Raw genomic sequence first — 23,856 nt, 5'->3', positions numbered from 1 at the left:
CCTGACGCTATGCCGGGTGCTTCGTCTCTTCCACGACCGAGTTCGCCATGTGCTCATGACGCGTCGAGCATGAGGCCCTCCATGGCCAGCCGGCGGAAGTCCAGCGCGGCCGGGGAAAGATACGCGCCCCGGCGCCACACCAGGGTCAGGGTCCGACGGCAGTCCGGGGCGTCCACCCGCAACCAGGCCAGGCCGCCTCGCTCTCCGAGAGCGCGACGGGCCACTGCCGGCATCAGGCCGATGCCCAGCCCGGCACCGATCAGCTCGGGAGTGGCGGCGACTTCGTCGCCCTCGCAGACCACGTGCGGTGCAAGTCCCTCGCGAGCGAAGAGCCGGTCCAGCAGGGCGCGTTGCCAGTGCCCCGGGCGCGTGCTGACGAACTCCTCACCGGCCAGGTCGGCCACCGCGACGCGGTCCCGGCCGGACAGCGGATGCCCGGGAGGCACGGCCAGGAACACCTCCTCGCACGCCACTTCCACCGAGCACAGCTCAGGCCCGGCCAGCGGCTGCGAGGCAAGTGCGAAATCCACTTCGGCCGAGTGCAGATGCTGTCGCATCGAGTCCACCGGAGCCTGGAACAGGCGCACGCCCACCCCGGGACGCAGCGTACGGAGGGCGGAGAGAACGCCGGCCAGCTGAAACAGGGTCTCGGCGGCGACGGCGACGCGGCCCGGACCGGTCCCGGCGGCATCGGTCATCTCCCGGCGGGCGTCATCGAGCTCCGCCAGGGCCCGCTCGACCCGGACCAGGAAGGCGGCACCGTGGTCGTTGAGCCGTATGCGGCGCCCCTGCCGGTCGAAAAGCGCCATGCCCAGTTCTTTTTCGAGCCGGATGATGGTCCGGCTCACCGACGGCTGGGCGACCCGGAGTTCCTCCGCGGCCCGGCTGATGTGCTGGTAGCGGGCCACGGCCTGGAAATATCGCAGCGAGAGCAGGTCCATGCCGGTAGTCTCGCCGGATCTTGCTTTCCGTGGCGTCCGCTGTGCCCGTACGAGCGAGTGCTTCGTCCCGGGTTGCAGCGTGACTCCGGGGCGACACCGTCGTTGAACGGTACGACTCCATACACCGGGCCCCGGGGATGTCCTTTCCCCCGGGGCCCGTGACATGTCCGGACCGGCCCCGGACCGGAGGACATCCCCGTCGTATCCCGCTGCCGGGGCGCCGTTGCGTCAGTGTCGCTCGGAGAGCTCACGCCACGCCCGCTCGGCTGCCGCCGTCGTCTCAGTCGATCAGGACGCCTGGGTTGAGGATGCGGTGGGGGTCCAGCGCGTCCTTGGCTGCGCGCAGCGCCAGCGCGAAGGGCTCCGGGCGCTGGAGGTCGTAGCCGGGGCGGTGGTCGCGGCCGACCGCGTGGTGGTGGGTGATGGTCGCGCGGTGGCGGTGCAGGACGTCGCCCGCGGCGGCCTTGATGTCGTCCCAGACCTCCACCTCGTCGCCGGGTCGGCCGGCGACGGCCACCGTGAAGTAGGGGGCGGCGCCGTCGGGGTAGACGTGGGTCAGGCGGCAGTTGACGGTGGCCGGGTGTCCGGTGGCCTTCAGGGCGGCGGCGCCGACCTCGGTGCGGACGGCGTCGATCAGGGCGGGAATCCTGTCCCAGGTGGCGGCGGTCTCGAAGGTGTCGACGACGGCGCCCATGCGGGCCAGGCCGTCTCGCAGGTAGGGCATGCGCAGGAAGGTGGAACGCCAGGCGCTCACGGCCGCGTCGGCCGGGGCCTCGTGGTCCTGCCCGGCCGGCGTCCCGGCGCGGCCGCCGTAGGAGCGGGCCAGGTCCAGGGCGCTCGTGAGGCGGTCGTCGACGCGGGCGGTGGCGGATTCGAAGCCCAGGACCAGGACGGCGGAGCCGTCGTGCGAGGCGCCGGACAGCAGTGCCTCGCCGGGATCGAGCAGGCGGCAGTTGGCGGGGGCGAGGTCCGACTGGGCGATGGCGCGCACCGCGTCCAGCGCCTGGTGGAAGTCGGCGAAGGGCACGGAGGCCGAGGCCTTGAACCGCGGGCGCTCCTGAAGCCGCATCCACGCCTCGGTGATGACGCCGAGTGCGCCCTCGGAGCCGAGGAACAGGCGGTCGGGTGACGGTCCGGCGCCGGAAGCGGGCAGGCGCCAGGACGTGCCGAAGCCGGCGGGCGTGACCACGTTCAGGGACTGCACGAAGTCGTCGATGTGGGTGTGGACGGTGGCGTAGTGGCCTCCGGCCCGGGTGGCCAGCCATCCGCCGAGGGTGGAGAACTCGAAGCTCTGCGGGAAGTGGCGCAGGGTGAGGCCGTGGGGCCGCAACTGTTCCTCCAGCACGGGTCCGAGCGCGCCGGCCTGGATGCGGGCCGAGCGGCTGACGGTGTCGATCTCCAGGACCCGGTTCATCGAGGTCATGTCGAGCGACAGCACGGCGCGGTGGGTGTCGCCCCGGTACTCGACGCCGCCGACCACCGAGGAGCCGCCGCCGAAGGGGATGACGGCCACGTCGTGCCCGCCGGCCCAGTCCAGGAGGTCGGCCACCTCCTGCTCGTCGGTCGGGCGGGCGACCAGGTCGGGGATCCGGCCGGGTCGGCCGCGCAGGGCCCTGATGATGTCGCGGTAGGCCTTGCCCATGGCGTGGGAGGCGCGCGCCTCGGGATCGGTGGTGATCAGGTGTGCCAGTGCGGGCGGGGGCGTCGCGCCGGGGCGGCCGACGGGCAGGTCGGCGACACGGGGTATCGGCAGCGGGCGGGCCAGCGTGCCCGGCAGCAGGGCTCCCATGGCGGCGCATTCGGCGTCGTCGGGGTGGGCGTCGGCGTAGCCCCAGCCCCACCAGGAGCGGGTGCGGGAGGTGCCGGGGTCGGACGGGGTGGCAGGCATGCGTGTGCTCCCAGCGGGGTCCAGGTAATTTACCCAACGGAAAATTACCCTAGGGTAATATCGGGTTCCATGACAACGCTCCCCTCCAGGGCCGGCACCAAGGGCGTGCCCAGGGCCGCGCGCGAACGGCAGGTCCTGACCGCGGCCACCGAGGAGTTCGGCCGCCACGGCTACGAGGCGACGACCGTGGCCGCCATCGCAGCCCGTGTGGGCGTGACCAAGCCGCTGCTGCACCACTACTTCGGCAGCAAGCAGGACCTCTACCTCGCCTGCCTGAACCCGGTCGGCGACCGGCTGCTGGACGCCATCCGCACCGGCATGGCCGATCAGGGCTCCGGTGCGCCGCCCACCCCGCTGCGTGTACTGCACGCCCTGTTCACCGCTTTGGACGGGCAGCGCGAGGCGTGGTTCGTCCTCTACGACGCCACGCTGCCTCCCGACAGCGACGCCGCCGGGCGCGCGGCGTACTACCGCGGTGCCATCGACGAGCTCGCCGCGATCGGCACCGCCGACCTCCTGCACGGGGCCGGCACCGGCGACCCGCTTGACGCCGACGCTCTGAAATACGCCTGGCGCGGTCTGTGCACCGCCCTGGTCCGCTGGTGGGTCAACCACCCCGACCAGTCGCCCGCAGCCATGGCGCAACGCTGCGCACGGCTCTTCGCGGCCGGCCGCGCCGCCCTCGCCGCCGGCGACGAGAGCATGTGAACCGGGCCGACGCCCTGCCCCTCCGCCGTCTCGGGCGGGGCTCCCGTCAGGGCCGGGCCGCCCTGCGGAGTTGGGCCAGCAGGTCGGGTCCCGTCCAGCTCTTGCCCGTCCCGGCCTGCGCGGTCTCGGCCTCCCTGACCAGGTCCACCATGCGGTGGTTCGCCGGCGCCCGCAGGCCGTGCCGTTCGGCCAGGGCGACGATCTCCCCCTGCAGAGTGTCGATCTCGGTGGGTCTGCCGCGCTGCAGGTCCTCCCACATCGAGGAGCGGGCGTGTGCGTCGATGCGCAGGGCCGAGGCCGCCACCCTGCGGAACAGGGCGTCCGGCAGGCGCAGCACGTACGGGGTGAGCCAGGCGGGCGCCGGGCCGAGCCGCGCGGGGCGGATGCCCGCGGCCCGGTAGGCGGCGAGGGCCTCCTGGTGGCACAGCGCGAGGCACAGCCGGTACGGGCGCTGCGCCAGCTGGGTGCGCAGCGGCAGGCCGGAAAGGGCGTTGACGGCGTTGTTGAGGTTCATCAGGAGCTTGGCGTGCTGCACCTCGGAGATGTCGCCACGCGCCTCGATGGCCAGACCCGCTTCCTTGCAGGCACGCATCAACGTGGTCGCCTCAGGGGCGTCTTCCACCATCAGGGTGCCCGGCATTCCCTGGTGCACGGTGCCAGGATCGGTCTGGACCACGTTGTAAGGCACCATTCCGGCCAGCACCCGGGCCGCCGGGAGGGCCGCGCGGAGGGTTGCGGGATTGTGCAGCCCATTCTGGAAACTGACCACGACCGCACCGGGCTTGAGGTGACCGGCCAGCTCCCGGCCGGCGGCTCCGGTGGCCGCGGTCTTCACGGTGACGAGCACGTAGTCCGCCTCGGCCGCGGCGTCGGGCGTGGTGGCGACTGCCGGCCGGCCCGGCGGCAGATGCCGGGGCGGGCGGACCGAGTCGCTGAGTGTCAGGCCCTTCTCCCGCAGGACCTCCATCGCAGCCGGCCGGCCGATCAGGGTGACGTCGGCGCCGGCCGCGGCAAGGCTGCCGCCGAGATGGCAGCCGATGCTGCCCGCACCGAGGACGGCGAACTTGGGACGGTGCTCGAACATGCGGTTCACTCCCGAGGGCTTGGCGGAGGGGTCCAGCATGACCGAGGCGGGCACCGCTGACCATCGTCCCCCCATCACCACCGAGCAGACGGCTCTCACCACACGCACCGCGCAGCCCGGGACCGCGCCGGGCGGCCGGGCGATGCACCGTCGCGGTCCATGAGGACGCCCAGGGGCGGGCCGTCGTCCGGGTTCCGTCGGCGGCAAGCGGGCAGAGAGCCGAAGGAGGGCGAGGCGCCCTGCGGTTCCTATCCGGGGCCTCGTAGCGGGGGGCCGTTTGTCGGGAGCCGTCTGTGCCGGTTGGCGGGGCCACCTGTGCCGGTTGGCGGGGGCCACCTGTGCCGGATTGCGGAAGCCACTTGTCGAAGGCCGCTCATCGGGGGCCGCTTGTCCGGCGTCGCGCAACTCCTGTCGTCAGGGGCTGTGCAGCTGCTGTTACCGCGGGTCGTTGAGCTCCTCTTGTCGGGGGCCGTGCAGCTCCTGCTGCCACAGGGCCTCGCAGAGCAGGTCCATGCCCTGGCGCAGATGGCGCCGGTAGGTGCCGTACGGAAGGCCGAGGCGGCGGGCGGCGGCCTCCTGCGTGGGTGCGCCGGAGAAGTGGCCCGTCGTCAGGGCCTCTCGGGCGCGCACGCCGCGCGGGTCACGGGCGAGGTCGTCGACCGCCTGGCGCAGCAGGGCGCGTAGCTCCTCGACGGGATCGGAGAAGTCGGCCGCCAGGCGGGTGCGGGTCAGAGCGCAGGCGGCGAAGGCGGCAGGGTCGCGCCAGTGCTGCAGGGCTTCGCGTACGGCCTGGTCGAACGCGGTGCGCGACAGGCCCGAGGGCCCCGACCGAGGCGCTATTTCGGTGGCCGATATGAAATGACGGAGCCAGGCCTCGACGGGCATCTGGCGCCAGTCGACGCTGAACAGTCCGTAGGTGTGCTCGCCGACCCGCGGTCGCGCACCGGTGTCGCTGAGGGTCCCCTTGACGCGCTCGGCCCAGCTTTCGGCGTCCCGCCAGACGGCGAAGCCGTAGACCCGATGGCGCGCACGGGCAGCCTCCGCCTGGGCGCGGGAACTGCTCAGGTCGATGACGCGCGAGGGGACCTGGTACCGCTCGGGGTAGATCGAGAAGCGGCTTATGCCGATCTCCTCGCCGGGACCCACCGGCGCGCCGGCATCGGTGTGCTGCCACGCCGCGGCGACGACGGGATCGGTGGCCAGGTCCTGGGGGTCGGGAGGGGCCGGCAGAGCGAGCCGGGCCGTGAACGCCACGATCCGGCCCGTGCTCACGAGCCGGTAGACGCTGAAGGCCTGCGGCTGGCGCTGTGCCCAGTAGCGGACCAGTTCGGCCGAGGCGGGTCCCTCGGTCTCCTCCGCCATCCGCAGCACTGCGTCCATGTCATCCGGGTGCAGAGGGCGGTCGTGCACCTCGTCCTCGCGGGACCAGGTGCGCAGTCGGGCCAGGATCTTCCCCTCGCGGAAGAGGTAGAAGAGCTCGTCGGTGACGGTCCAGACCCGCTCCTGCGGTGCCTCCCTCAGCAGGCGCAGATACTCCTCCGCCAGTCGCCGGCGCATCGTCACGAAGGCATGGGGTGCCCGCCAGCGCAGGTCGGCGGCGAGCGTCTCGCGTGCCGCGTCGTGCGGGTGGAGCCCGCGAGGCGTGGACTCCATGAAGGGCAGGTCCCTCAGCCAGGAGAAGAGCAGATGGGCGTCCTCCTCGGGCAGCACCGCGGTGAGCAGCTCCTCGGACGTCGAGTGAGCCTGTGCCGCCACCTCCAGGGCCCGGCGGTGGGCCGCCGTGGGCACCTCACCGATCAGCCCGGTCAGCAGGGTTCGCAGGACGTCCGCCGAGGGGGCCCAGATCTCCTCCCTGCTGCAGCCCGTCGATCCCGCGGCTGCCGCGAGGGACAGCGCCAGGGGATTGCCTCCGGCGAAGTGGAGGACCCGCTCTCGCAGTTCGGGCCGGATCCGCGCCGTGGCCAGCAGGTTCAGGGCCTGTTCCTCGGAGAAGGGCTCCAGCTCGGTCACCTGCAGGAGTCCGGCCCAGGCGGGATCCGCGGTCCACTGCGGCTGCGGGGTGAGCCGACCGGCCAGGAGGATCAGGGTGTCGTCAGCCGCGCGGGGCAGAAAATGCTGCCACAGCCAGCTCTCCAGCCACTGGCAGTGCTCGAAGGAGTCGAGGACCAGGACCGTGCCGGGGACGTCCAGGAAAGGACCGGCCGCGCGCTCGAATTCTTCCGGGTCCCGGCTGACGAAACGGCCGTCGAGTTCGACGAGCAGCCGGCCGGCCGCACGGGCTTGGTCCGCAAGGCACCGCAGCAGCGTCGACTTCCCTATGCCGCCCGGACCGAACACGTAGAACGCGAACGGCGCCTGGGGATCGCCGGCCAAGGCCTGTCCGAAGCGGCCGATTTCTTCTTCCCGGCCTATGAAAGCCCGCTCTCGGGCTCGGCTGAGTCTCTCCCCCACGGATGCCACGTTCGCTCCCATGCCTGCGTTCCAGCGTCGGACAGGTGTCCGAAGATACCCACAGGCCCTCCCAGAGTCGGGCACCAACACGAGGCACGTGCGACAGTGGCCCGATCTCCCCTTGCGCCGCCCCGCTCCGGCCCGTCGAGACAGCGCCACCCACTCGCACAAAGGGGTGCTGAAGGCCTCGCTCAGGCCGACGATCGGACAAAAGTGTCGAGCGGGTCAGCCGGTGACCAGGACAAGGGACGCTCGCAAGTCAGTCATGGTCGGGGGCGCTGGGGACAGAGGCGCTCGGAACGGGGGTGAAGTCCACGCAGAGGGACGCGGGACCACGGGTGTACAGGCCTGTCTCCCGGTAGCGAAAGCCGGGGGTGTAGCGGACCTGGTCCAAGAGGGGGAGGAGCATGGCCGCGACGGTCTCGATCTCGGCGCGTGCGAAGGCTGCGCCGACGCACTGGTGGAGGCCGGTACCGAAGGCCAGGTGCTGGGCGGCGGCGGTGAAGGAGCGGGCGGTACTCAGGTCCGGGCGGTGGATGTCGAAGGTGTCCGGGTCGGTGAACGCGTCGCGGTCGCGGTTGGCCGCGCCCACCATGCAGAAGACGGTGGCACCGGCCGGGACGGTGGTGCCGGCGAACTCGGCGTCCCGTTCCGCCTGACGGGGGATGAGCTGGACAGGTGGGGTGTAGCGCAGTGTCTCGGCGATGGCGGCGGGCAGCAGAGCCGGGTCGCGGCGGACCTGGGCCATCTGCTCGGGGTGGTCGATCAGGTGCTTGAAGAGAAGGGCGAGAGTCTTGTCCGCGGGCTCGGTGGCAGCGGCCAGGACGTTGATGATCAGAGCGGTCACATCGCGGTTGCTCATGGCGATGCCGTCGAACTCGGCGGTGCACAGCTTCGATATCAGGTCTTCGCCGGGGTGACGGCGGCGCTGCTCGATCACGGGGAGGAGGTAGGCCTCCAGTTGCTCGGCGCAGTCCATGCAGTGCCGACGACGCTCGGGCGTGAGGGCGATGCTGGTGATGAACTCGGCAACCCCACTGTGCCAGGCGGCTATCTGCTGCCAGTCCTTCTTGTCCAGGCCGAGAACGTCCAGCGTCACATGGACGGCAAGGGGCTTGCCGTAGTCGTTGACGAGGTCCACCCGCCCCAGGGGCAGGAAGGGTGCGATGAGTTCGGCGGCGTTGGTGTGGATGACGCGCATCTGGTCCTGCAGGGCCTGTCCGGTGAAGCTCCGCACGACGATCTTCCGCTTGGCGGTGTGTTCCGTCCCGGTCATCTGGGCGAGGACCGGACCGCGCATCACCGGCTCGGCACGGACCTGCAGCGTTTCGGTGCTGAACGCCTCATGGTCGGTCAGCACCCGCTTCACGTCCTGATGACGGGAAAGGAAGTAGCTGTCGATCGCCGGCTCGTAGTGCACCGGTGCCTGCTCCCTCAGCCACGCGAAGTAGCGGTAGGGGACGGCGGCGAAGTCCTCGGACAGGACGCTGAAGCGGGGATTGACCTTGGGCACGGCGAAAGCTTCTCAAAGCGCGCGGCAGGAACAGGAGCCAGGGGCCTGGAGGGGCCGTCGGAGGGGCCTCCGGAGGAGCTGGAGGGGGACTCGGCCGACGCGCGGTCCAGGGGTGGTTCGCATGGCCGGCCGCTGCCCGATCGCCACGCACGGGCACGCGGTGATCCGCCGCCTCACGGACAGCGGATCCACGGCGACGGGTCCACGGACCACGGCAGGGCCTGTGTGTTGCCGTGGCGGCTTCACGGTCGGGCGTTCCCGTTGTACCGCTGTACCGCGTCCGGGTTGACCAGCAGGATCTTGCCGATGTGATGGGCGTCCAGGATGCGATGCGCCTCCGCAGCCTGGTCCATCGGCAGGGTTCGGTCGACGACGAGTCGCACGGCTCCGCTCTCGATCAGGGGCCAGACGTGCTCCTGGACCTCGGCGACGATGGCCGCCTTCTGCTCCGCCGGGCGTGAGCGCAGGGCGGTCCCGTGCAACGAGATCCTCTTGAAGACGAGTTCGGCGAGGTTGAGTTCGGCCGTCAGACCGTTCTGCAGACCGATGACGACCAGGCGTCCGTCCGTACCCAGGGAGCCGATGTTGCGCGAGAGGTAGTCGCCGCCGATGACGTCGAGGATCACGTCGTAGGGGCCGTGCTCGGTGAAGTCCTCGGTGCGGTAGTTGATCGCGAGGTCTGCGCCGAGCTCGCGGACCCGGGCGGCCTGCTCGGGCCCGCCGACCGTGGTCACGACGCGGGCGCCACGGGCCTTGGCGATCTGGATGGCCGTCGTGCCGATCCCGCCGGCGCCGCCGTGCATGAGGAAGGTCTCCCCGGCCTTCAGGGCACCGGCCATGAAGACGTTGGACCACACCGTACTGGTGGCTTCGGGCAAGGCTGCCGCCTGGACCAGGCCGACGCCCTTCGGCACCCTCATCAACTGCGCGGCTGGGACGGCGACCTTCTGCGCGTACCCGCCTCCGGTCAGCAGTGCGCACACCTCGTCGCCGGGCTGCCAGCCCGTCACGCCGTCACCGACGGCGCCGATCCGTCCGGAGACCTCCAGCCCGGGGTAGGGCGACGCCCCCTGCGGGACCGGGTACAGGCCCATGCGTTGTGCGACATCGGCCCGGTTGACGGCGCCGGCGACGACGTCGACGATCACTTCGCCCGCAGCAGGACGGGGGTCTTCCACGTCGGTCCACCGCAGGACTTCCGGTCCCCCGGGTTCCTTGATCGAGATTGCTTTCATGATGCTCCTCCGCGCACGTCCACAAGGGTGGCGGCGGTGTAGACGCCTGTCCGGCGTTGTCGAGGTGAAGGCGGAAGGGCACAGGGTCCGGCCCGGCCTGGGTGCGCCGTACGGCAGCCGAAGCGATGTGCGGGCCCGGCGTCGGCGGGACCGGCTGCCCTCAGCCTCAATGTGTACACCGCACACATTAGGGCGCGGAAGTGAGCAGCGTCAACATTGGTCGAGCGGTCAGCCTGCGACGCGGGGCTTCACGGTGCGGACGGGGTCGAGGTCGGCTGCGCGGCCAGCAGGGCACGAACGGCGGCACCGACACGGTCGGCCACTGCGTCGGGACTGGAAGCGTCCAGCTTGCCGTCGAGGTGCAGGACCGCCAGACCGTGGACCAGGGCCCACACGGCGGTCGGCAGCGCGTCCGACGTGACACCGGGGAACGCACGCCGGGCGAGGCTGTCCACGTACCCGGAGATCGCGGCGGTCGCGGCGACCCGTTCGTCACTGCCCGGGTCGCAGGGTTCCGAGAACATGGCACGGAACAGCGCCGGATGTTCGAGCGCGAAGGCGACGTACGCGACGGCGACGAGAGCCATGTCGTCGGGCGACGCGGGTGCCGGGTGCGCGGCCAGGAGCTTCTGCGCGAGTTCCCGGTAGCCCTCGGCGGCGACCGCGGAGACGAGTGCGTCGCGGTCCGCGAAGTGACGGTAGGGAGCCGTGGGCGACACGCCTGCGCGCCGCGCCACGGCGCGCAGGGACAGCGCCGCACCGCCGTCCTGCTCCAGCAGCTCCCGGGCGGCGCGCAGACAGGCCGCACGCAGGTCGCCGTGGTGATACGAGGCATTCGACCTGGGCATGATCACCTCTCGGAAGTTGCCGCTGCTCAGACTGCCACTCCGATGTGAGCAGAGCACACATCATAAGAGATCAGCAAAGGCGGTGGCGCACCTTGCTGCGGGGGGGCGACGGCACAGGGGAGGGTTTTCGCCCGCACCTGCACCAACGATGCACCAACGGCAGGCGCACGCCGAAGATCGCAGCCGGCCTGTTCGTGATCTTCGGGAGGCGCCCGCGCACCGGCACCGCATCGCGTGTGACAGCGATGTACGGAACATGTCACAGGGCTCGTACCACCGGGCGCGGGCGCTTCCCCGGAACCCGGCCGGGTGGGATGTTTACCGGCCGGAGCGGCCCGCAACGGGCCGCCGGGAGGGATCGGGGTGGACACCTTGACGCACGAACAACTCCGCACCAGCAATGACAGAACCGCCGCAGGGGACCGAAGAACCGGCAGGGGCGGCAGGAACGGCACAACGCGGCGCGGCCGAGCGGCGGTGGCCGCCGCGGTGCTCGCCATGTCCGTACCTCTGACCCTCGGCGCCGCAGGTGACGCGGGGGCGGCGGGCGACCATCCGATCGTCTTCGCCCGCTACACCGCGGCAGCGCCCGTCGAAGACCTCTACGCGATCTCCTCCGGTGGTGGCACGCCCGTCAAGCTCACCCACACCTCCACGGTCAGCGACGTGATGCCCACCTGGTCCCCCGACGGCAAGCAGGTGGCCTTCGTCCGTTACGGATCCGGTGGCGCCATCGACGGCATCTGGACGATGAAGTCCTCGGGCAGTGACCTCAAGGCCGTCCCCGGCACCAAGGGCGCCTCCGACCCTGCGTGGTCCCCGGACGGCAAGCGGATCGCCTACGCGAAGCCGGTCGGCACCCAGCGCGAGATCTATGTGGCCGACGTCGACGGCACCCCCGCCACCCGGCTCACCCACACCACGGCGGACGACCTCCACCCGACGTGGTCCCCGGACGGCAAGTACCTGGCGTTCAACCGTGCGGACGCGGGCGGACACAGCAGGGTGATGCGGATCCGGCTCTCCACCCTGGCCCAGACGGCGGTCACCGCGGCCGGCTCCCACGACTGGACCCCCGACTGGTCGCGCACCGACCGGATCGCCTTCAGCCGCGTGGACTCCTCGGGCTTCGCCCACCTCTACGTCGCCCGCCCCGACGGCACCGGAGTGCACCGCATCACCGCGGCCCGCCTCAACGACAAGAACCCCTCATGGTCCCCGGACGGCAGCCGTCTGGTCTTCACCCGAGGCGGTGGCGACGACGCGGACCCCGAACACCTCTACCTGGTAAAGGCCGACGGCACCGGACTGACCCAGCTCACCAAGACCGACTCCCATGACCTGGAGGCGGACTGGCGCCCGTAGGGGCCCCTCAGCGACCCGTGGTCGGGAACAGCGGGAGAGCCGCCGTCGCCGGACCGGTCCCGGCGAGCCACCGCCCGGCCGCGGGTCGCACAACGCCCGCCCCTCCGGGGCTGACCTCGGTCTGCATATCTCCGTGGCCCTGGCCTCGCAGCTGCGGCAGCCTGCCGCCGTGCCGGCAGAGCTGCGAGTACACGCAGGCCGTCACTACGCCGTCCACATCCACAGTGGTGACGAGCACGTCGTCCCCTACGAGATCATGCGCTGGTTCATGGAGCAGGTGGCCGACCAGGTGGAACGCTGCCGCGTCGCGTTCGAGCAGGGAAAGTCCGGGGCACTTGAATGATCAGGCTCCGCCCGGGATTTCAGAGTCTCGCGGCAGCCCGCTGGAAGCTCCGGAACACATGCGCGAACGGAATGTCTTTCAATGTCTCCGCGGGAATCGCGGCATAGTCCTCACCGTGCATCGCGCGGAACTCCTCGGCGAAGAGCAGGCCCAACCGGTAGTACTCCTGGATGAATTCAATGTCCGGCGGTCTGAAATCGTGCGGGACGCGCAGTCCGAACCGGCCCAGCACATTCCTGAGAAACGAGACCACCCCGGGGATTGTCACCTCGCGAATCTCGTCCAGGCCGGGCACCGGCCTGGAGCAGGCAGACGTCCTTCCGCTCACGGACCGGGCCGACACTCGGCAGTCCCTCATTAAAACCGCCTGCACGACGGCGGCACTGTACTCGTCCTCGAACCTGAAGGTGACGGGCCATTCCCTGTCGATCAGAAGCACGTGGAGGAGGTCATGCTTGAGAACCCTGTCCTTGACCTTCCCACCAGGCGACAAGTACACGATATTAAAAGTGGGGAGCGCACCCATGGACGCCATGAGGACGTGAAGAACACTGTCGTTCATTTCCGGCACACGGACAGGAAAGTGGAACCGTCCGCGAGCGTCAAGCGCCTCCCCCGCCGGCGTCATTCAACTCCTTCGCCTTTGTCGGCGCCGCCGGGCCGATCGCCCTGCACGGCGCGGCGGGCGCCCGGTACTCCCTGAAGGGATCCGGGCGCCGCCTGCGCGTCAGCCGTTGTCGGGCGTCATGCCCTCGATCATCTCGGCCAGCACGGTCCGTCGGTCCTCCCCCGGCCGCGCCCGCAGCGGACGGGCCAGGCGCGTGCTGTCGTAGTGCCAGCGGTGGTCGAGGTCCCGAGGGACCTCGTCGGTGTCGTGGAAGTCACCGCAGGTGCCCAGGAGTTCCGTGAGGTCGTGTGCAAGGTCGCGCCAGGACACATGACCGCTGACGGCGTTGGCGACGCCGTGCACAGGGCGGTCCAGGCACTCGGCCACCGCGCGGGCCAGGGCGGCCGCGTGCACCCACGCGGCCCCGTACCAGGCGTGTCCGCCGGTGCCGGAGCGAGGGAGTTCGATCGGTTCGCCGTGGCGGGCGGCCTGGTAGAGCCTGCCGACAGCGCCCCAGCGCAGCTGTTCGCGCAGCCGGTCGTGCGCACCCCAGACGATCGGTGACCGCACGGCGCTCGCTCCCCCGCGCCCCTCGGTTCCCGCGGCGCCCAGCACCATCGCCTCGCAGTCGAGTTTGGCCTTCCCGTAGGGGCTGATGGGCTCGTGGGGCGGTGACTCCTCGGCGACCCGGTCCGCCCGGGGGTGTCCATGGGCGTCGATGCTGCTGACGAACACGAACGGGCCGTGCCGCCAGGCTTCGGCCATCGTCTCCATGGCCGCCAGGTCCACCTCGGGCCGGGTGAAGGTGCAGGCGGCGTGGACGATCGCGTCCGCGTTCGCGACGGCGTCCCGCAGCCCGGCCAGGTCGGAGAGATCTCCCTCGACGACATCGACGCCCTCGGTGGTGATCAGATGAGCGGACTCGGGCCGGGCCAGGGCCAGCACGGGGCGGCCCCGGGCGGCCAGTTCACGCAGGACGAACGCGCCTACGCCGCCTGTCGCCCCGGTGACCAGCACGGTGCCCGGGCGGATCTTCAGGGAGCGGGCCGGCCTGCTCGCGGCCTTGGCGGCGGTCTGCTGCGCTGCGCGTTCGTCGAGGAGCGCGGTGAGTGCCCGGGGCGTCCGGGCCTGGAGCACATCGAGGCCGGTGAGCGGTAGTCCGACCTCCGTGCGCAGGCGTTCGGCCAGCTGCACTGCGATCAGGGAGTGGCCGCCGAGGGCGAAGAAGTCGTCGTCGGGTGACGGAGGGGAACCGAGCAGCGCGGTGAAGGTCTCGGTGACGGCTTGGGCGCGGGGGCCGGACGGGGCGCTCGGCGTGTGCGGACCGGGCAGGCCGGTGCGGTCGAGCGCGCCGGCAGCCGTGCGCGGCAGCACGTCGAGCAGCGTGACCGTGGCGGGTACGGTCTCGGGCGCGAGCGAACGGCGCAGCAGACCGAGCAGTTCGTGTCCGGACGGGCCGACGCTGTCGTGCAGGACGGCATAGGCCACAAGGGGCCCCTCGGCGGCCTTGACCACCGTGGCGTCGGCGACCTGCGGGTGGGCGCGCAGGGCCTGTGCGGCCGGGTGGCCGGCGCCGTCCGGCGCGCCGGCTTCCCCGGCCGGTGAGGACTGGGTGGCCGCGCCCATCCGGCCCGTCGGCCGGGACCCCGCGCCGGAACAGGCACCGGCCTGGTCGCACGCTCCGGGGACGCCGCCGGCCTCGCCGCGCAGGCCGGGGACGTGGCCCGCGTCATCGCGCCTGCCGAGGTCGTCGCCCGCGTCATCACGGGTGCCGGGAACGCCGCCCGCGTCATCGCGCCGGGCAGGAAGGTGCGGCGTGGCGGAACCGGGCGTCGTCCCGGACACGGTCCCCGTCCGGAAGCCGGGCTGATCGGTCAGCCTGCGTTCCGGGTCGGACGCCGCCGCGTCGAGCAGGGCCGCGTAGTCCCGTGCGGTCGCCTGCGCCACGGCGTCGTCCAGTGCGTTGCGGTCGTACTGGACGAGTGCCACGGGATGTCCGGCATCGCCCACCCCCAGGCCGTAGGAGAGGGTGAACTTCGCGCCGTCGGTGGGGACGTCGACGTACTCGGCCGACGTACCGGGCAGCCGGAGCACCGTGGGCTCGCCGAGGACGTCGGAGGTGACGCGGATCAGTGCGGTGCCGTCGGCGCCGCGCGCTCGGGCGCCGAGGCGTTCGAGGACGAGGTCGAGGGGGATGTGCCGGTGGCGCTGGGCCTCCAGGAGTGCGTCGCGTACCCGCCCCAGCAGTTGGGCGAAGGACGGGTCGCCGGAGGTGTCCACCCGTACGGGCAGGGTGTTGACGCACAGGCCGACCAGGCCGCGCATGGCGGTTCCGCTGCGGTGGGTGCCTGCCACGCCGATGACGAGGTCGTTGTCGCCGGTGAGGCGGTGCAGTGCGGCGAAGGCCGCGGTGAGCGACACGGCGAAGAGCGTGGCGCGCCGCTCGGCTCCCAGCGCCCGCAGGGCGTCGGGCAGGGTGGGCGCGAGAGGCACGGTGTGTACGGCTGCCGGACGGGCGGCGGCGTGCCGCGTGACCGTCGTCGGCAGGGGCAGGCGGGGCGGGTCGGCGTCGGCCAGCAGGCCGCTCCAGTGGGTCAGTTCCGCCTCAAGGCCGGGGATCTCGTCGTGCTCGCGGCGCGCATGGTCGGCGTACTGCGGCGGTGTGGTGAGTGCGGGCCGGCCGGTTCCGTCGCCGGCCGCGGTGTGGAGGGCGGCGAGTTCGTCGGCCACGGTTTCCAGTGAGCCGCCGTCGACGGCGATGTGGTGGAACGTCAGCAGGACGGTGTGGTCCTGGGGTGCGTGGCGCAGGACGAGTGCGCGTACGGCCTCGCCGGCGGTGAGGTCGAACGGCCGGGTCGCCTCTCGCTGCAGCAGCGCCGGGGCGTGCGTGGCGGCGGTGTCGACGACGGGGACGGGGACGGTCTGCGGTGCCGGGAGCACTTCCTGGTAGGGCTCGCCGTCCTGCTCCTCGTAGCGGGTGCGCAGGATCCCGTGGCGGGCCACCAGCGCGGTGAGGGCGGTGGAGAACGCTGCCGGGTCGAACGGGCCGCGGACACGGGTGGCGAACGGCACGTGGTAGGAGTCGCCGGCGCCGCCGAGCCGTTCCATCAGCCACATGCGGCGCTGGGCGCGCGAGAGCGGAACGCGGCCGTGGGGCAGGTCGGTGGCGGCCCGGGCGGTGTCCTGCGGTGAGCGCTCGTTCCCGCCCGGGGCCGCGCCGGTGTCCGGGGCGGCCGTGGTGCGCCGGGCGGCTCCGGCGCGGGCCCGGCGCAGCAGTTCCCGCTGGAGTTGCTGCTGCTGGGTGCGCGCCGTGGAGTCGGCGTCAGTGGACATCGCTGTGCTCCGAGGTCTCGGGGTGGAGGTCGCTGTGCGCGGCCATCAGGGCGCGTTCGACGAGGGCGGCCTGGGCGGCGACGGTCGGGGCGGCGAAGAAGTCGGCGAGGGCGAGCTCGATCCCGAGTTCCTCGCGCAGGTCGTCGGTGACGGCGAGGGCGAGGAGGGAATGGCCGCCGAGGGCGAGGAAGTCGGCGTCGGCGTGAGTGACCTCGTTGCCCAGTGCCCGGCTCCACACCTCGGCGACGGCCTGCTCCAGCGGTGTCATCACCGTCGTGGGCGTGTCCGTGGAGCTGTTCTCGGCCGCCCGGGCGCGTTCGGTCAGCGCGCGCCGGTCGACCTTGCCGGACGGGGTGAGCGGGAGCTGCTCCACCACGGTGACCGCGTCGGGCACCAGGTGGGCGGGCAGGACGGCGGTGAGCCGCTCGCGCAGCGCTGCGGGAGGGGGCACGGGTCCGGGGGCGGCGACGACGAATGCGACGAGGCGTGCCTCGGGGGTGCCCGTGCGGTCGACGGTGACGGCCGCGTCGTCGACGTCCGGCTCCCGGCGCAGGGCGTGTTCGACCTCTGCGGGTTCGATGCGGAAGCCGCGGACCTTGACCTGGTCGTCGTTGCGGCCGTGGAACTCCAGTGGGCCGTCGGGCCGCAGGGAGACGATGTCGCCCGTACGGTAGATGCGCCCGGCGTCGGGGTGGTCGACGAACCGCTCGGCGGTGAGTTCGGGCAGGCCCGTGTAGCCGTGGGCGAGTCTGCTGCCGCCGATCCACAGTTCGCCCCGGTCGCCGTCCGGGACCGGGCGGCCGTCGTCGTCCAGGACGTGCACGGTGGCCCCGGCGATGGGCCGGCCGATCGGTATCGGTGCGTCGCAGTCGCGCTGGGTGACCCGGTGGGCGGTGGCGAAGGTGGTCGTCTCGGTCGGCCCGTAACCGTTGACGAGCTCCAGCCAGGGGAAGGCGGTCAGCACCTCGCGGGCGTGCGTGGCGGCCATGGCCTCGCCGCCCACGACGACCGAGCGGAGCTGGGCGAAGACGCGGGAGCGCCGGGCGGCGAGCTGGTGGAAGAGGGCGGTGGTGAAGAACGCCACCGTCACGCCGTGGCGTTCGACGTGCCGGGCCAGGTCCTCCAGGGAGGGCCGTTGCACGGTGCAGACGGCGACCGCGGCGCCGTTGGCGAGCGCCCCCCAGACCTCGAACGTCGAGCCGTCGAAGGTCATGGGCGAGTGGAACAGGACACGGTCGCGGGCGGTGAGGGTGACGTAGTCGGGCGCCGTGACCAGTTCGGCGATGGCGGCGTGCGGGACGGCGACGCCCTTGGGCCGGCCGGTGGAGCCCGAGGTGAACATGATGAACGCGGGGCTGTCCGGGGCGGCTTCGTCCGGCCCGGCGCTCGTGGGGCGGTCGCTGTCGCGCTCCCACCGCCGCGGATCCTCGGGCAGGGCGAGGACGGGTCCGGTGAGCGCGGCCGCGTCCAGCAGCTGCGCGTCGCCGACGGTGAGCGTCACCTCCGCGTCGGCGATCATCGCTTCGGTGCGGGGCCGGGGCTGGGCGGGGTCGAGCGGTACGCACACGGCCCCGGCCCACCACAGTGCGAGCTGCGCGACGATCGTGCCGGCCGACCGGGTCGTCAGCAGCGCCACCCGGTCGCCGCGGGTCACCTTGTGGTCGCGCAGGTGTGCGGCGAGGGCCCGGCCGGCCTGGGCGAGACGGCCGTAGGTGAGGGTGGTGTCGCCGTCGACGACGGCCAGCGCGTTCGGGGTGAGTTCGGCGTGCCGCGCGACGAGTGCCGTCAGAGCCGCCGCCCGCGCGGGCGGCGGGACGTGTGCGGTGGTCGGGGCTCCGGACGGCACCGAAGGCGTGTGGTTCGCCGCGCCGGCGGACTGCGTGGTCGTGGATGTCATGTCAGGCTCCTGCCGGTCGCGGGGTCCGGCGCTGGTCGAGGAGGGCGGCGAAGGCGCGCAGGTCGGTGCTCCGCAGCAGTTCGTGGGCGCGCGGGCGTACGCCCGTCTCGCGCTCGACGGCCACGAGCAGCCTGGCGGCGACGACGGAGGTGCCGCCGGCGTCGGTGAAGTTGTCGCCGAGCGTGGTGCCGGGGCGGCCGAGGAGGTCGCGCACGGTCGTCAGGACGAGCCGTTCGGTGGGCGTGGCGCCGGCGAGATCGTCGGGAGCCGTCGCCGGCACTGCGGGGGCGAGGCCCTGAGCCGCCAGGGCGGCCCGGTCGACCTTTCCGTTGGCGTCGAGGGGGTAGCCCTCGACGATCCGCACGGCGGAGGGGACGGCCTGCTCGGGGAGCCAGGCGCGGACCGCGCCGAGCAGATCGGCGGCCGTGGGCTCGGCACCGTCGGCGGGACGTACGTGGGCCACCAGGCGGGCGTGGCCGGAGCTGTCGCGCAGCACGGTAACAGCAGCGCTGCGCACGCTGGGGTTCTGTTCGAAGGCGGCCTCCACCTCGGCCGGTTCGATCCGTACGCCGCTGATCTTGACCTGATCGTCGAGGCGGCCGAGGAATTCCAGGCTGCCGTCGGCCTTCATCCGTACCCGGTCACCGGTGCGGTAGAGGCGGTCGGCCGCGGGCAGCGGCAGGTCTTCCGGCGGGGCGGTGAACCGCTGTGCGGTGAGCTCCGGGTCGAGGTAGCCGAGCGCCAGGCAGTGGCCGCCGATGCGCAGTTCGCCGTCCTGGCCGCGGGCGACGGGGTGGCCGTCGTCGCCCGTGACGACGACGGTGACGCCCGGCAGCGGGGTGCCGATGGGCGGCGCAGCGGGGTCGCCCGCGTCCGCGTCGGTGCCGCGCATGGCGTGGGTGGTGGCGACGACGGTGGCCTCCGCCGGGCCGTAGGCGTTGTGGACGGTCGCGGTGACGTCGGGGCCGGGGCGGCGGCGCATGCGGTCACCGCCGACGACGAGGTGACGCAGCTTCAGGTCCTGCGGCCACGGCCGGTCCAGGAGCGGTTCGACGGTGGGAGTGGCCGCCACGGAGACGGTGACGGCGGCGTCGCGCCACCAGTCGGCGAGCACCTGCGAGTCCCAGCGGGTGTCGTCGGGGGCCGGGACGAGGGCGGCACCGGAGGTCAGTGCGGCCCACAGCTCCAGCAGGTGCGGGTCGAACGCGACACCGATGAGCAGGGACTGGCGGTCACCGGGTGCCAGGCCGGTCTCGTCCCGGTACCAGTCGAGGGCGACGGACAGCGAGGCCTCGGCCACGGCGACCGCCTTGGGGCGGCCGGTGGATCCGGAGGTCAGGACGGCGTACAGGGCGCCCTCGGGCGCACGCCGCGCGCCGCGGCCGTCCTCGGTGAAGGCAGCCACCGCGGCGGCAGGGGCGTTCACGCCGTCGGTGGGCAGGGGCAGCGGGACCCGCTCCCCGGCCCGGTGGTCTTCGGGCAGGACACCGGGGTCGCCGATGAGACAGGCGACGTCGAGGTCCTCGGTGACAGCCTGGGTACGGCGCTCGCCGGGGCGGGGGCCGAGCGGCAGGTAGACGGCGCCGATCCGGGCGAGGGCCACGGCGGTCACCACCAGCGCGGTGGAGCGGTCGAGGCAGACGCCGACCAGGTCCCCGGGCCGTATGCGCTCGCGCAGGGCAGAGGTGACGCGGGCGGCAGCGGTGTCGAGGTCCCGGTACGTCCAGGTCCGGTCGCCGTCGATGACGGCGGGGGCCTGCGGGGTCCGTCGTACCCAGTCCTCGAAGCGGGCGAGCACGGCGGTGGGTTCGGCGGCCGGGCCGTGGGCGATGCTCGACGCGGCACCGGTGCCGGTGCCGGTGTCCGTGCCGATTTCGGCAACGCCGGGCGCGGTCGCAGCGCCGGTACTGATACCGGTGCCGGTGCTGATGCTGGTGCCGGTGCCGCCGACGAGGGGCGCGGTCGTGATGCCGCTGCCGTCGGTGAGGAGCGCGGTCGCCGTTCCGGTGGCGCGGGGCGCGGGCATGGTGCCGGTGGCGCGGGGCGCGGGCGCGGTGTCGGTGGTGAGGGACGCGGCGGGGGTGTCGAGGGTGGGCAGGGACTGGGTCATCACGACTCCGAAGTGAGGGTGGCGGTGGCCGCGAGGGCGTCGGCCTGGTCGGCGAGCACAGGGTTGCGGAAGAGCACCTTCAGTGGCGGGCGGGTGCCCAGCCGGGGCTCCAGCCAGGCCGCGAGCTCGGCGGCGAGCAGGGAATGGCCGCCGCTGTGGAAGAAGTGGGAGCGGGCGTCGAAGCGGCTGTGGCCGAGGACCTTGCGCCAGCCCTCCGTGAGCAGGGCCGTCATCGGATCGTCCGGCACGCCGGCGGCCGCCGGGCCCTGCCCGCGCGCAGTCCCGGACACGGCCTCGGTGTCGGACGCTGTCCCGGACATGGTGTCGGTGTCGGACGCGGGACCGGACGCCGTGGTGGGCACCGGGTCGAGTGCCGCCGCGCGACGGGCAAGGGCCGTCCGGTCGGGCTTGCCGCCGGCGAGGGTCGGCATGGTGTCCAGCCGGGTCCACCGGGCCGGCACGAGGGGGCCGGGCAGGCGGCGGCTCAGCTCGGCGTGGAGCGCCTTCTCGTCGAAGTCCCCGCGGTCGGCGGCGTCTTCGAGGAAGCCGACGAGCCGGGGCCCTCCGGAGCTCTCACGGTCCAGCACGACGGCGCAGGAGCGGCCTCCGAGCGCCGCGGACGCCGCGGCCTCGATCTCCTCCAGCTCGATGCGGTGGCCGCGCAGCTTGATCTGGTTGTCGCGCCGCCCCAGGAAGTACAGCAGGCCGTCCAGACCGCGGTAGCCGAGGTCACCGGTGAGGTAGACGCGCTCACCGCCGAGCGCGTCGACGGTGACGAACCGGGCGGCCGTCGCCTCCGCGTTGCCCGCGTACCCCTCGGCGAGGCCCGGCCCGGCGACGGCGAGTTCACCGACGGCGCCGGACGGCAGCGGCCGGTGGTGGGCGTCCAGGACATGGACGCGCTCGCCCGGCAGTTCGGTGCCGAGGGGGATCTCGGCACCCTCGGCCAGTGCCTCGCGGGAGACCTCGTGGACGGTGGAGCTGATGGCCGCCTCGGTGACGCCGTACACGTTGAGGACGGTGGCGTCGGTGTCGGCGAGGACGCCGCCCAGTGCCTGCGCGGGAAGGCGCTCACCGCCGAGGACCAGGAGCCTCGGTGCCCAGCTCTCGTCGCGCAGGACGGGCCGCAGGTCCTCGCGGGTGGCGAGGAAGTAGCTGGTGGGCAGGTTGGCGACGGTGACCCGGGCGGACGCGAGCAGGTCGGCGAGTTCCGCGCCGGTGGGCACCTCGTGCTCGGGGAGGACCAGGCACGCACCCGAGTACAGGGTGGGCAGCACTTCCTCCAGCGCCACGTCGAAGGACGGCTGGGCGAACATCAGCACCCGGTCCGAGGTGGTGAGGCCGAACCGGTCGGCGGTCGCGGTCAGATGGTGCTCCAGCGCCGCGCGGCCGACGGCGACCGGCTTGGGCGTCCCGGTGGAGCCGGAGGTGTGGATGACGTAGGTGGCTCCGGGCAGTACGTCCGCCTCGTGGGCACGGGGCAGTACCGGGGCGTCGATCCGGGCGGTCGGCAGTGCTTCCGGGAGGTCCGGGGTGCCGTCGCCGGTGAGGACCAGTGCCGGTGCGAGCCGCTCCAGCAGCAGGCCGAGCCGTGCCGGAGGGTCGGACGGGGACAGCGGGCAGTAGACGGCGCCGGTCCGCAGGCACGCCAGCAGGGCGACGACCGAGTCGGTCCCCCGGGGCAGGACGACGGCCACCGGCAGACCGGGCGTCACGCCCGCGGTGCGCAGTCGCTGCGCGAGCGAGCCGACGCGTTCGTCGAGTTCGCCGTAGGTGAGGCGGCGTGCGCCGCACAGCAGGGCGGGCAGGGACGGGTGGTGGGCGGCCGCGGGATCCAGCGGATCGCGGTCGGCCGGGACGGGCACGGCCCGGGCGGCCGGCTCCACCGCGGCAGGTGCCAGGTCGGCCAGCGGGGTCTCGGGGGCGGCGAGGTAGGCGCGCAACAGGTCCAGGAAGCGGCCGGTGAGCAGCCGGGCAACGTCCTCGCCGAGGAGGTCGGCGTCGTAGTCCCAGACCAGGGTCATTCCGGGCGCGCCGTGGCGCGGGGTGACGCCGCGCCGGTCGTCCGGCAGGAGCACCACATCGAGGTCGAAGCGGGTGGTGCCGGTGTTGAACCCCTCGAAGAGAGTGATGTCGAGGCCGGGTACGTCGATCTCGGGCAGCGGTGCGTCGTGGGCGCTGAACATGACGGAGAACAGCGGGTTGTCGGCGCCGGAGGTGTGCATGCCGAGCGCCCGGGTCAGCTCCTGGACCGGTACGTCCTGGTGCGGCAGGGCGCGGATGAGGGTGTCGGTGACCTCGTCCATGGTGTCCTGGGCGGGGGTGGTCGCGTCGAGGGCGAGCGGCAGCGGGATGGTGTTGACGAACATGCCGACGGCGTCCTCGTAGCCGAGGGGGCGGTTGCCGACGGCGGTGCCGATGACCATCCGGGAGCGGCCGCTGTGCCGGCGGAGGAGTTCGGCGAACAGGCCGAGGAGCGTGGCGAACGGGGTGAGGCCGCGCTCACGGGCGTGCCCGCGCAGCCGCTCGGCGAGATCGGCGCCGATCGCCTGTCGCAGCTGGCCGCCGTGGTGCCTGCGGCGGGCGCCGGGGCGGGTGAGGCCGGGCAGCGGCAGGTCGTGGGGCTGGTCGCGCAGTTCGTTCCGCCAGAAGTCGAGGGACTCGGGTGCGTACGCGGCCTCGGCCTGGGCCCGGACGTGGTCCGCGTACGACGGGGCGGGCGGCAGCTTCGGGGTCTCGCCGAGGACATGGGCACGGTAGACGCGGAACACGTCGTCGAGCAGGATCGCGAAGGAGTGCCCGTCGTGGATCAGGTGGTGCTCCACATGGACCAGCCGGTGGTGGCGCTCGGCGAGCCGTACGAGCGTCCAGCGGATCAGCGGTGCCTCGAAGGTGTCGAGCGGCGTCTCGGCCTCGGTGCGCAGCAGTTGCGCGAAGGCAGCCTCGGGGTCCTCTCCCCCGCTGAGGTCGACCGTGTGCAGCCTCGGCAGGCACTGCTGCGCGACCCGCTGCCCCGGTACGGACCCCGTGGAGGCGACGAGTTCGAGCCGCAGACCGGGGTGGCGTGCCAGCGTGGCGACAAGCCCCTGGCGCAGCGCCTCGGTGTCGAGGGTGCCCCACAGGTCGAGTGCGGCGGTGAAGTTGTAGGCGCGGCTGCCGGGCTGCATCTGCTCGTGCAGCCAGACGATCTCCTGCGAGGAGGAGAGCGGAAACATGGGCGATCCCTGAGGTCGTCGGGGCGGTTTGCCGGTGCCGGTCCCGGTCGTGGCCGGCACGGTCGTGCGGGCGGCTTCGCGGGTTGCGCGCAGCCGTGTGGAACGTGGGGCGCGGGGGTGGGCGGTGCTCCGGGTCGTGGCGGTGCTGTGCCGCGAGGGGCGCCCCGGATCCGCTCGTGCGGGGTGTGCGGTGGTGCGGGGTGGCTCCGGGCGGGAGTGGGGTGGACCCGGGTGGTGCGCTGCAGCCCGGTGAGGCGTCGGCTTCCCCGGATGCGGTGCGTTCCGGGGACGTTCGGGGTTCCGGGCACCTCTCGGTTC

At 72.8% G+C, this 23,856-nt stretch carries 15 protein-coding genes; 3 read left to right on the top strand and 12 right to left on the bottom strand.

Annotated elements, in window-relative coordinates; genetic code table 11:
* Nucleotides 1-53: 53 nt before the first annotated feature.
* Entirely contained in the window at nt 54-941 is an 888-nt protein-coding gene (locus ACFZCP_RS39685) for a LysR substrate-binding domain-containing protein (RefSeq protein WP_391439586.1), read from the bottom strand.
* Nucleotides 942-1,221: 280 nt separating this feature from the next.
* The gene (locus ACFZCP_RS39680; protein WP_391439580.1) at nt 1,222-2,829 is read right to left on the bottom strand and encodes an FAD-linked oxidase C-terminal domain-containing protein; all 1,608 of its coding nucleotides are present in this window, start codon (nt 2,827-2,829) and stop codon (nt 1,222-1,224) included.
* A 69-nt stretch (nt 2,830-2,898) separates the two neighbouring features.
* Here ACFZCP_RS39680 and ACFZCP_RS39675 point away from each other — a divergent pair, with 69 nt between their 5' ends.
* Entirely contained in the window at nt 2,899-3,537 is a 639-nt protein-coding gene (locus tag ACFZCP_RS39675; RefSeq protein WP_391439577.1) for a TetR family transcriptional regulator, read from the top strand.
* 46 nt (nt 3,538-3,583) lie between these two features.
* Here the strand turns inward: ACFZCP_RS39675 and ACFZCP_RS39670 are convergent, their stop codons facing one another.
* The 5 genes from ACFZCP_RS39670 to ACFZCP_RS39650 form a co-directional block, all read right to left on the bottom strand.
* Nucleotides 3,584-4,675 (bottom strand): 2-dehydropantoate 2-reductase, encoded by a 1,092-nt coding sequence (locus ACFZCP_RS39670; RefSeq protein WP_391439573.1) that lies wholly within the window; start codon nt 4,673-4,675, stop codon nt 3,584-3,586.
* A 381-nt stretch (nt 4,676-5,056) separates the two neighbouring features.
* Entirely contained in the window at nt 5,057-6,994 is a 1,938-nt protein-coding gene (locus tag ACFZCP_RS39665; protein ID WP_391439570.1) for an ATP-binding protein, read from the bottom strand.
* 337 nt (nt 6,995-7,331) lie between these two features.
* Nucleotides 7,332-8,585, bottom strand: coding sequence for a cytochrome P450, cyclodipeptide synthase-associated (locus ACFZCP_RS39660; protein ID WP_391439568.1), 1,254 nt, complete (start codon nt 8,583-8,585; stop codon nt 7,332-7,334).
* A 242-nt stretch (nt 8,586-8,827) separates the two neighbouring features.
* Complete coding sequence (locus tag ACFZCP_RS39655) at nt 8,828-9,820, bottom strand: zinc-binding dehydrogenase (RefSeq protein ID WP_391439565.1); 993 nt, start codon at nt 9,818-9,820, stop codon at nt 8,828-8,830.
* Nucleotides 9,821-10,068: 248 nt separating this feature from the next.
* Nucleotides 10,069-10,668 carry a WHG domain-containing protein gene (locus tag ACFZCP_RS39650; protein ID WP_391439562.1) on the bottom strand — a complete coding sequence of 200 codons (600 nt, stop codon included), beginning with the start codon at nt 10,666-10,668 and terminating at the stop codon, nt 10,069-10,071.
* A 498-nt stretch (nt 10,669-11,166) separates the two neighbouring features.
* On the opposite strand from ACFZCP_RS39650, the gene ACFZCP_RS39645 reads away from it, so the two are divergent.
* Nucleotides 11,167-12,033: a hypothetical protein gene (locus ACFZCP_RS39645; protein ID WP_391439558.1), complete on the top strand. Its 867-nt coding sequence runs from the start codon at nt 11,167-11,169 to the stop codon at nt 12,031-12,033.
* Between the two features lie 169 nt (nt 12,034-12,202).
* Nucleotides 12,203-12,376 (top strand): hypothetical protein, encoded by a 174-nt coding sequence (locus ACFZCP_RS39640; protein WP_391439555.1) that lies wholly within the window; start codon nt 12,203-12,205, stop codon nt 12,374-12,376.
* A gap of 19 nt (nt 12,377-12,395) precedes the next feature.
* Here the strand turns inward: ACFZCP_RS39640 and ACFZCP_RS39635 are convergent, their stop codons facing one another.
* The 5 genes from ACFZCP_RS39635 to ACFZCP_RS39615 form a co-directional block, all read right to left on the bottom strand.
* Complete coding sequence (locus ACFZCP_RS39635) at nt 12,396-13,004, bottom strand: hypothetical protein (RefSeq protein WP_391439552.1); 609 nt, start codon at nt 13,002-13,004, stop codon at nt 12,396-12,398.
* A gap of 99 nt (nt 13,005-13,103) precedes the next feature.
* Entirely contained in the window at nt 13,104-16,316 is a 3,213-nt protein-coding gene (locus tag ACFZCP_RS39630) for a condensation domain-containing protein (protein WP_391439549.1), read from the bottom strand.
* The gene (locus tag ACFZCP_RS39625; RefSeq protein WP_391439544.1) at nt 16,306-18,213 is read right to left on the bottom strand and encodes an amino acid adenylation domain-containing protein; all 1,908 of its coding nucleotides are present in this window, start codon (nt 18,211-18,213) and stop codon (nt 16,306-16,308) included. The genes ACFZCP_RS39630 and ACFZCP_RS39625 overlap by 11 nt, the downstream gene beginning before the upstream one ends.
* Nucleotide 18,214: 1 nt before the next feature.
* Nucleotides 18,215-20,323, bottom strand: a complete 2,109-nt coding sequence (locus ACFZCP_RS39620) for an amino acid adenylation domain-containing protein (RefSeq protein WP_391439541.1) — start codon at nt 20,321-20,323, stop codon at nt 18,215-18,217.
* A complete protein-coding gene (locus ACFZCP_RS39615) occupies nt 20,323-23,538 on the bottom strand; it encodes an amino acid adenylation domain-containing protein (protein WP_391439537.1) in 3,216 nt (1,071 codons plus the stop codon). Before ACFZCP_RS39615 ends, ACFZCP_RS39620 begins: the two co-directional genes overlap by 1 nt.
* Nucleotides 23,539-23,856: the final 318 nt, after the last annotated feature.

Source organism: Streptomyces sp. NPDC007971, assembly GCF_042958635.1.
In the GTDB taxonomy this organism is placed as follows: domain Bacteria; phylum Actinomycetota; class Actinomycetes; order Streptomycetales; family Streptomycetaceae; genus Streptomyces.
This window is presented reverse-complemented; position numbering and strand designations above follow the sequence as displayed.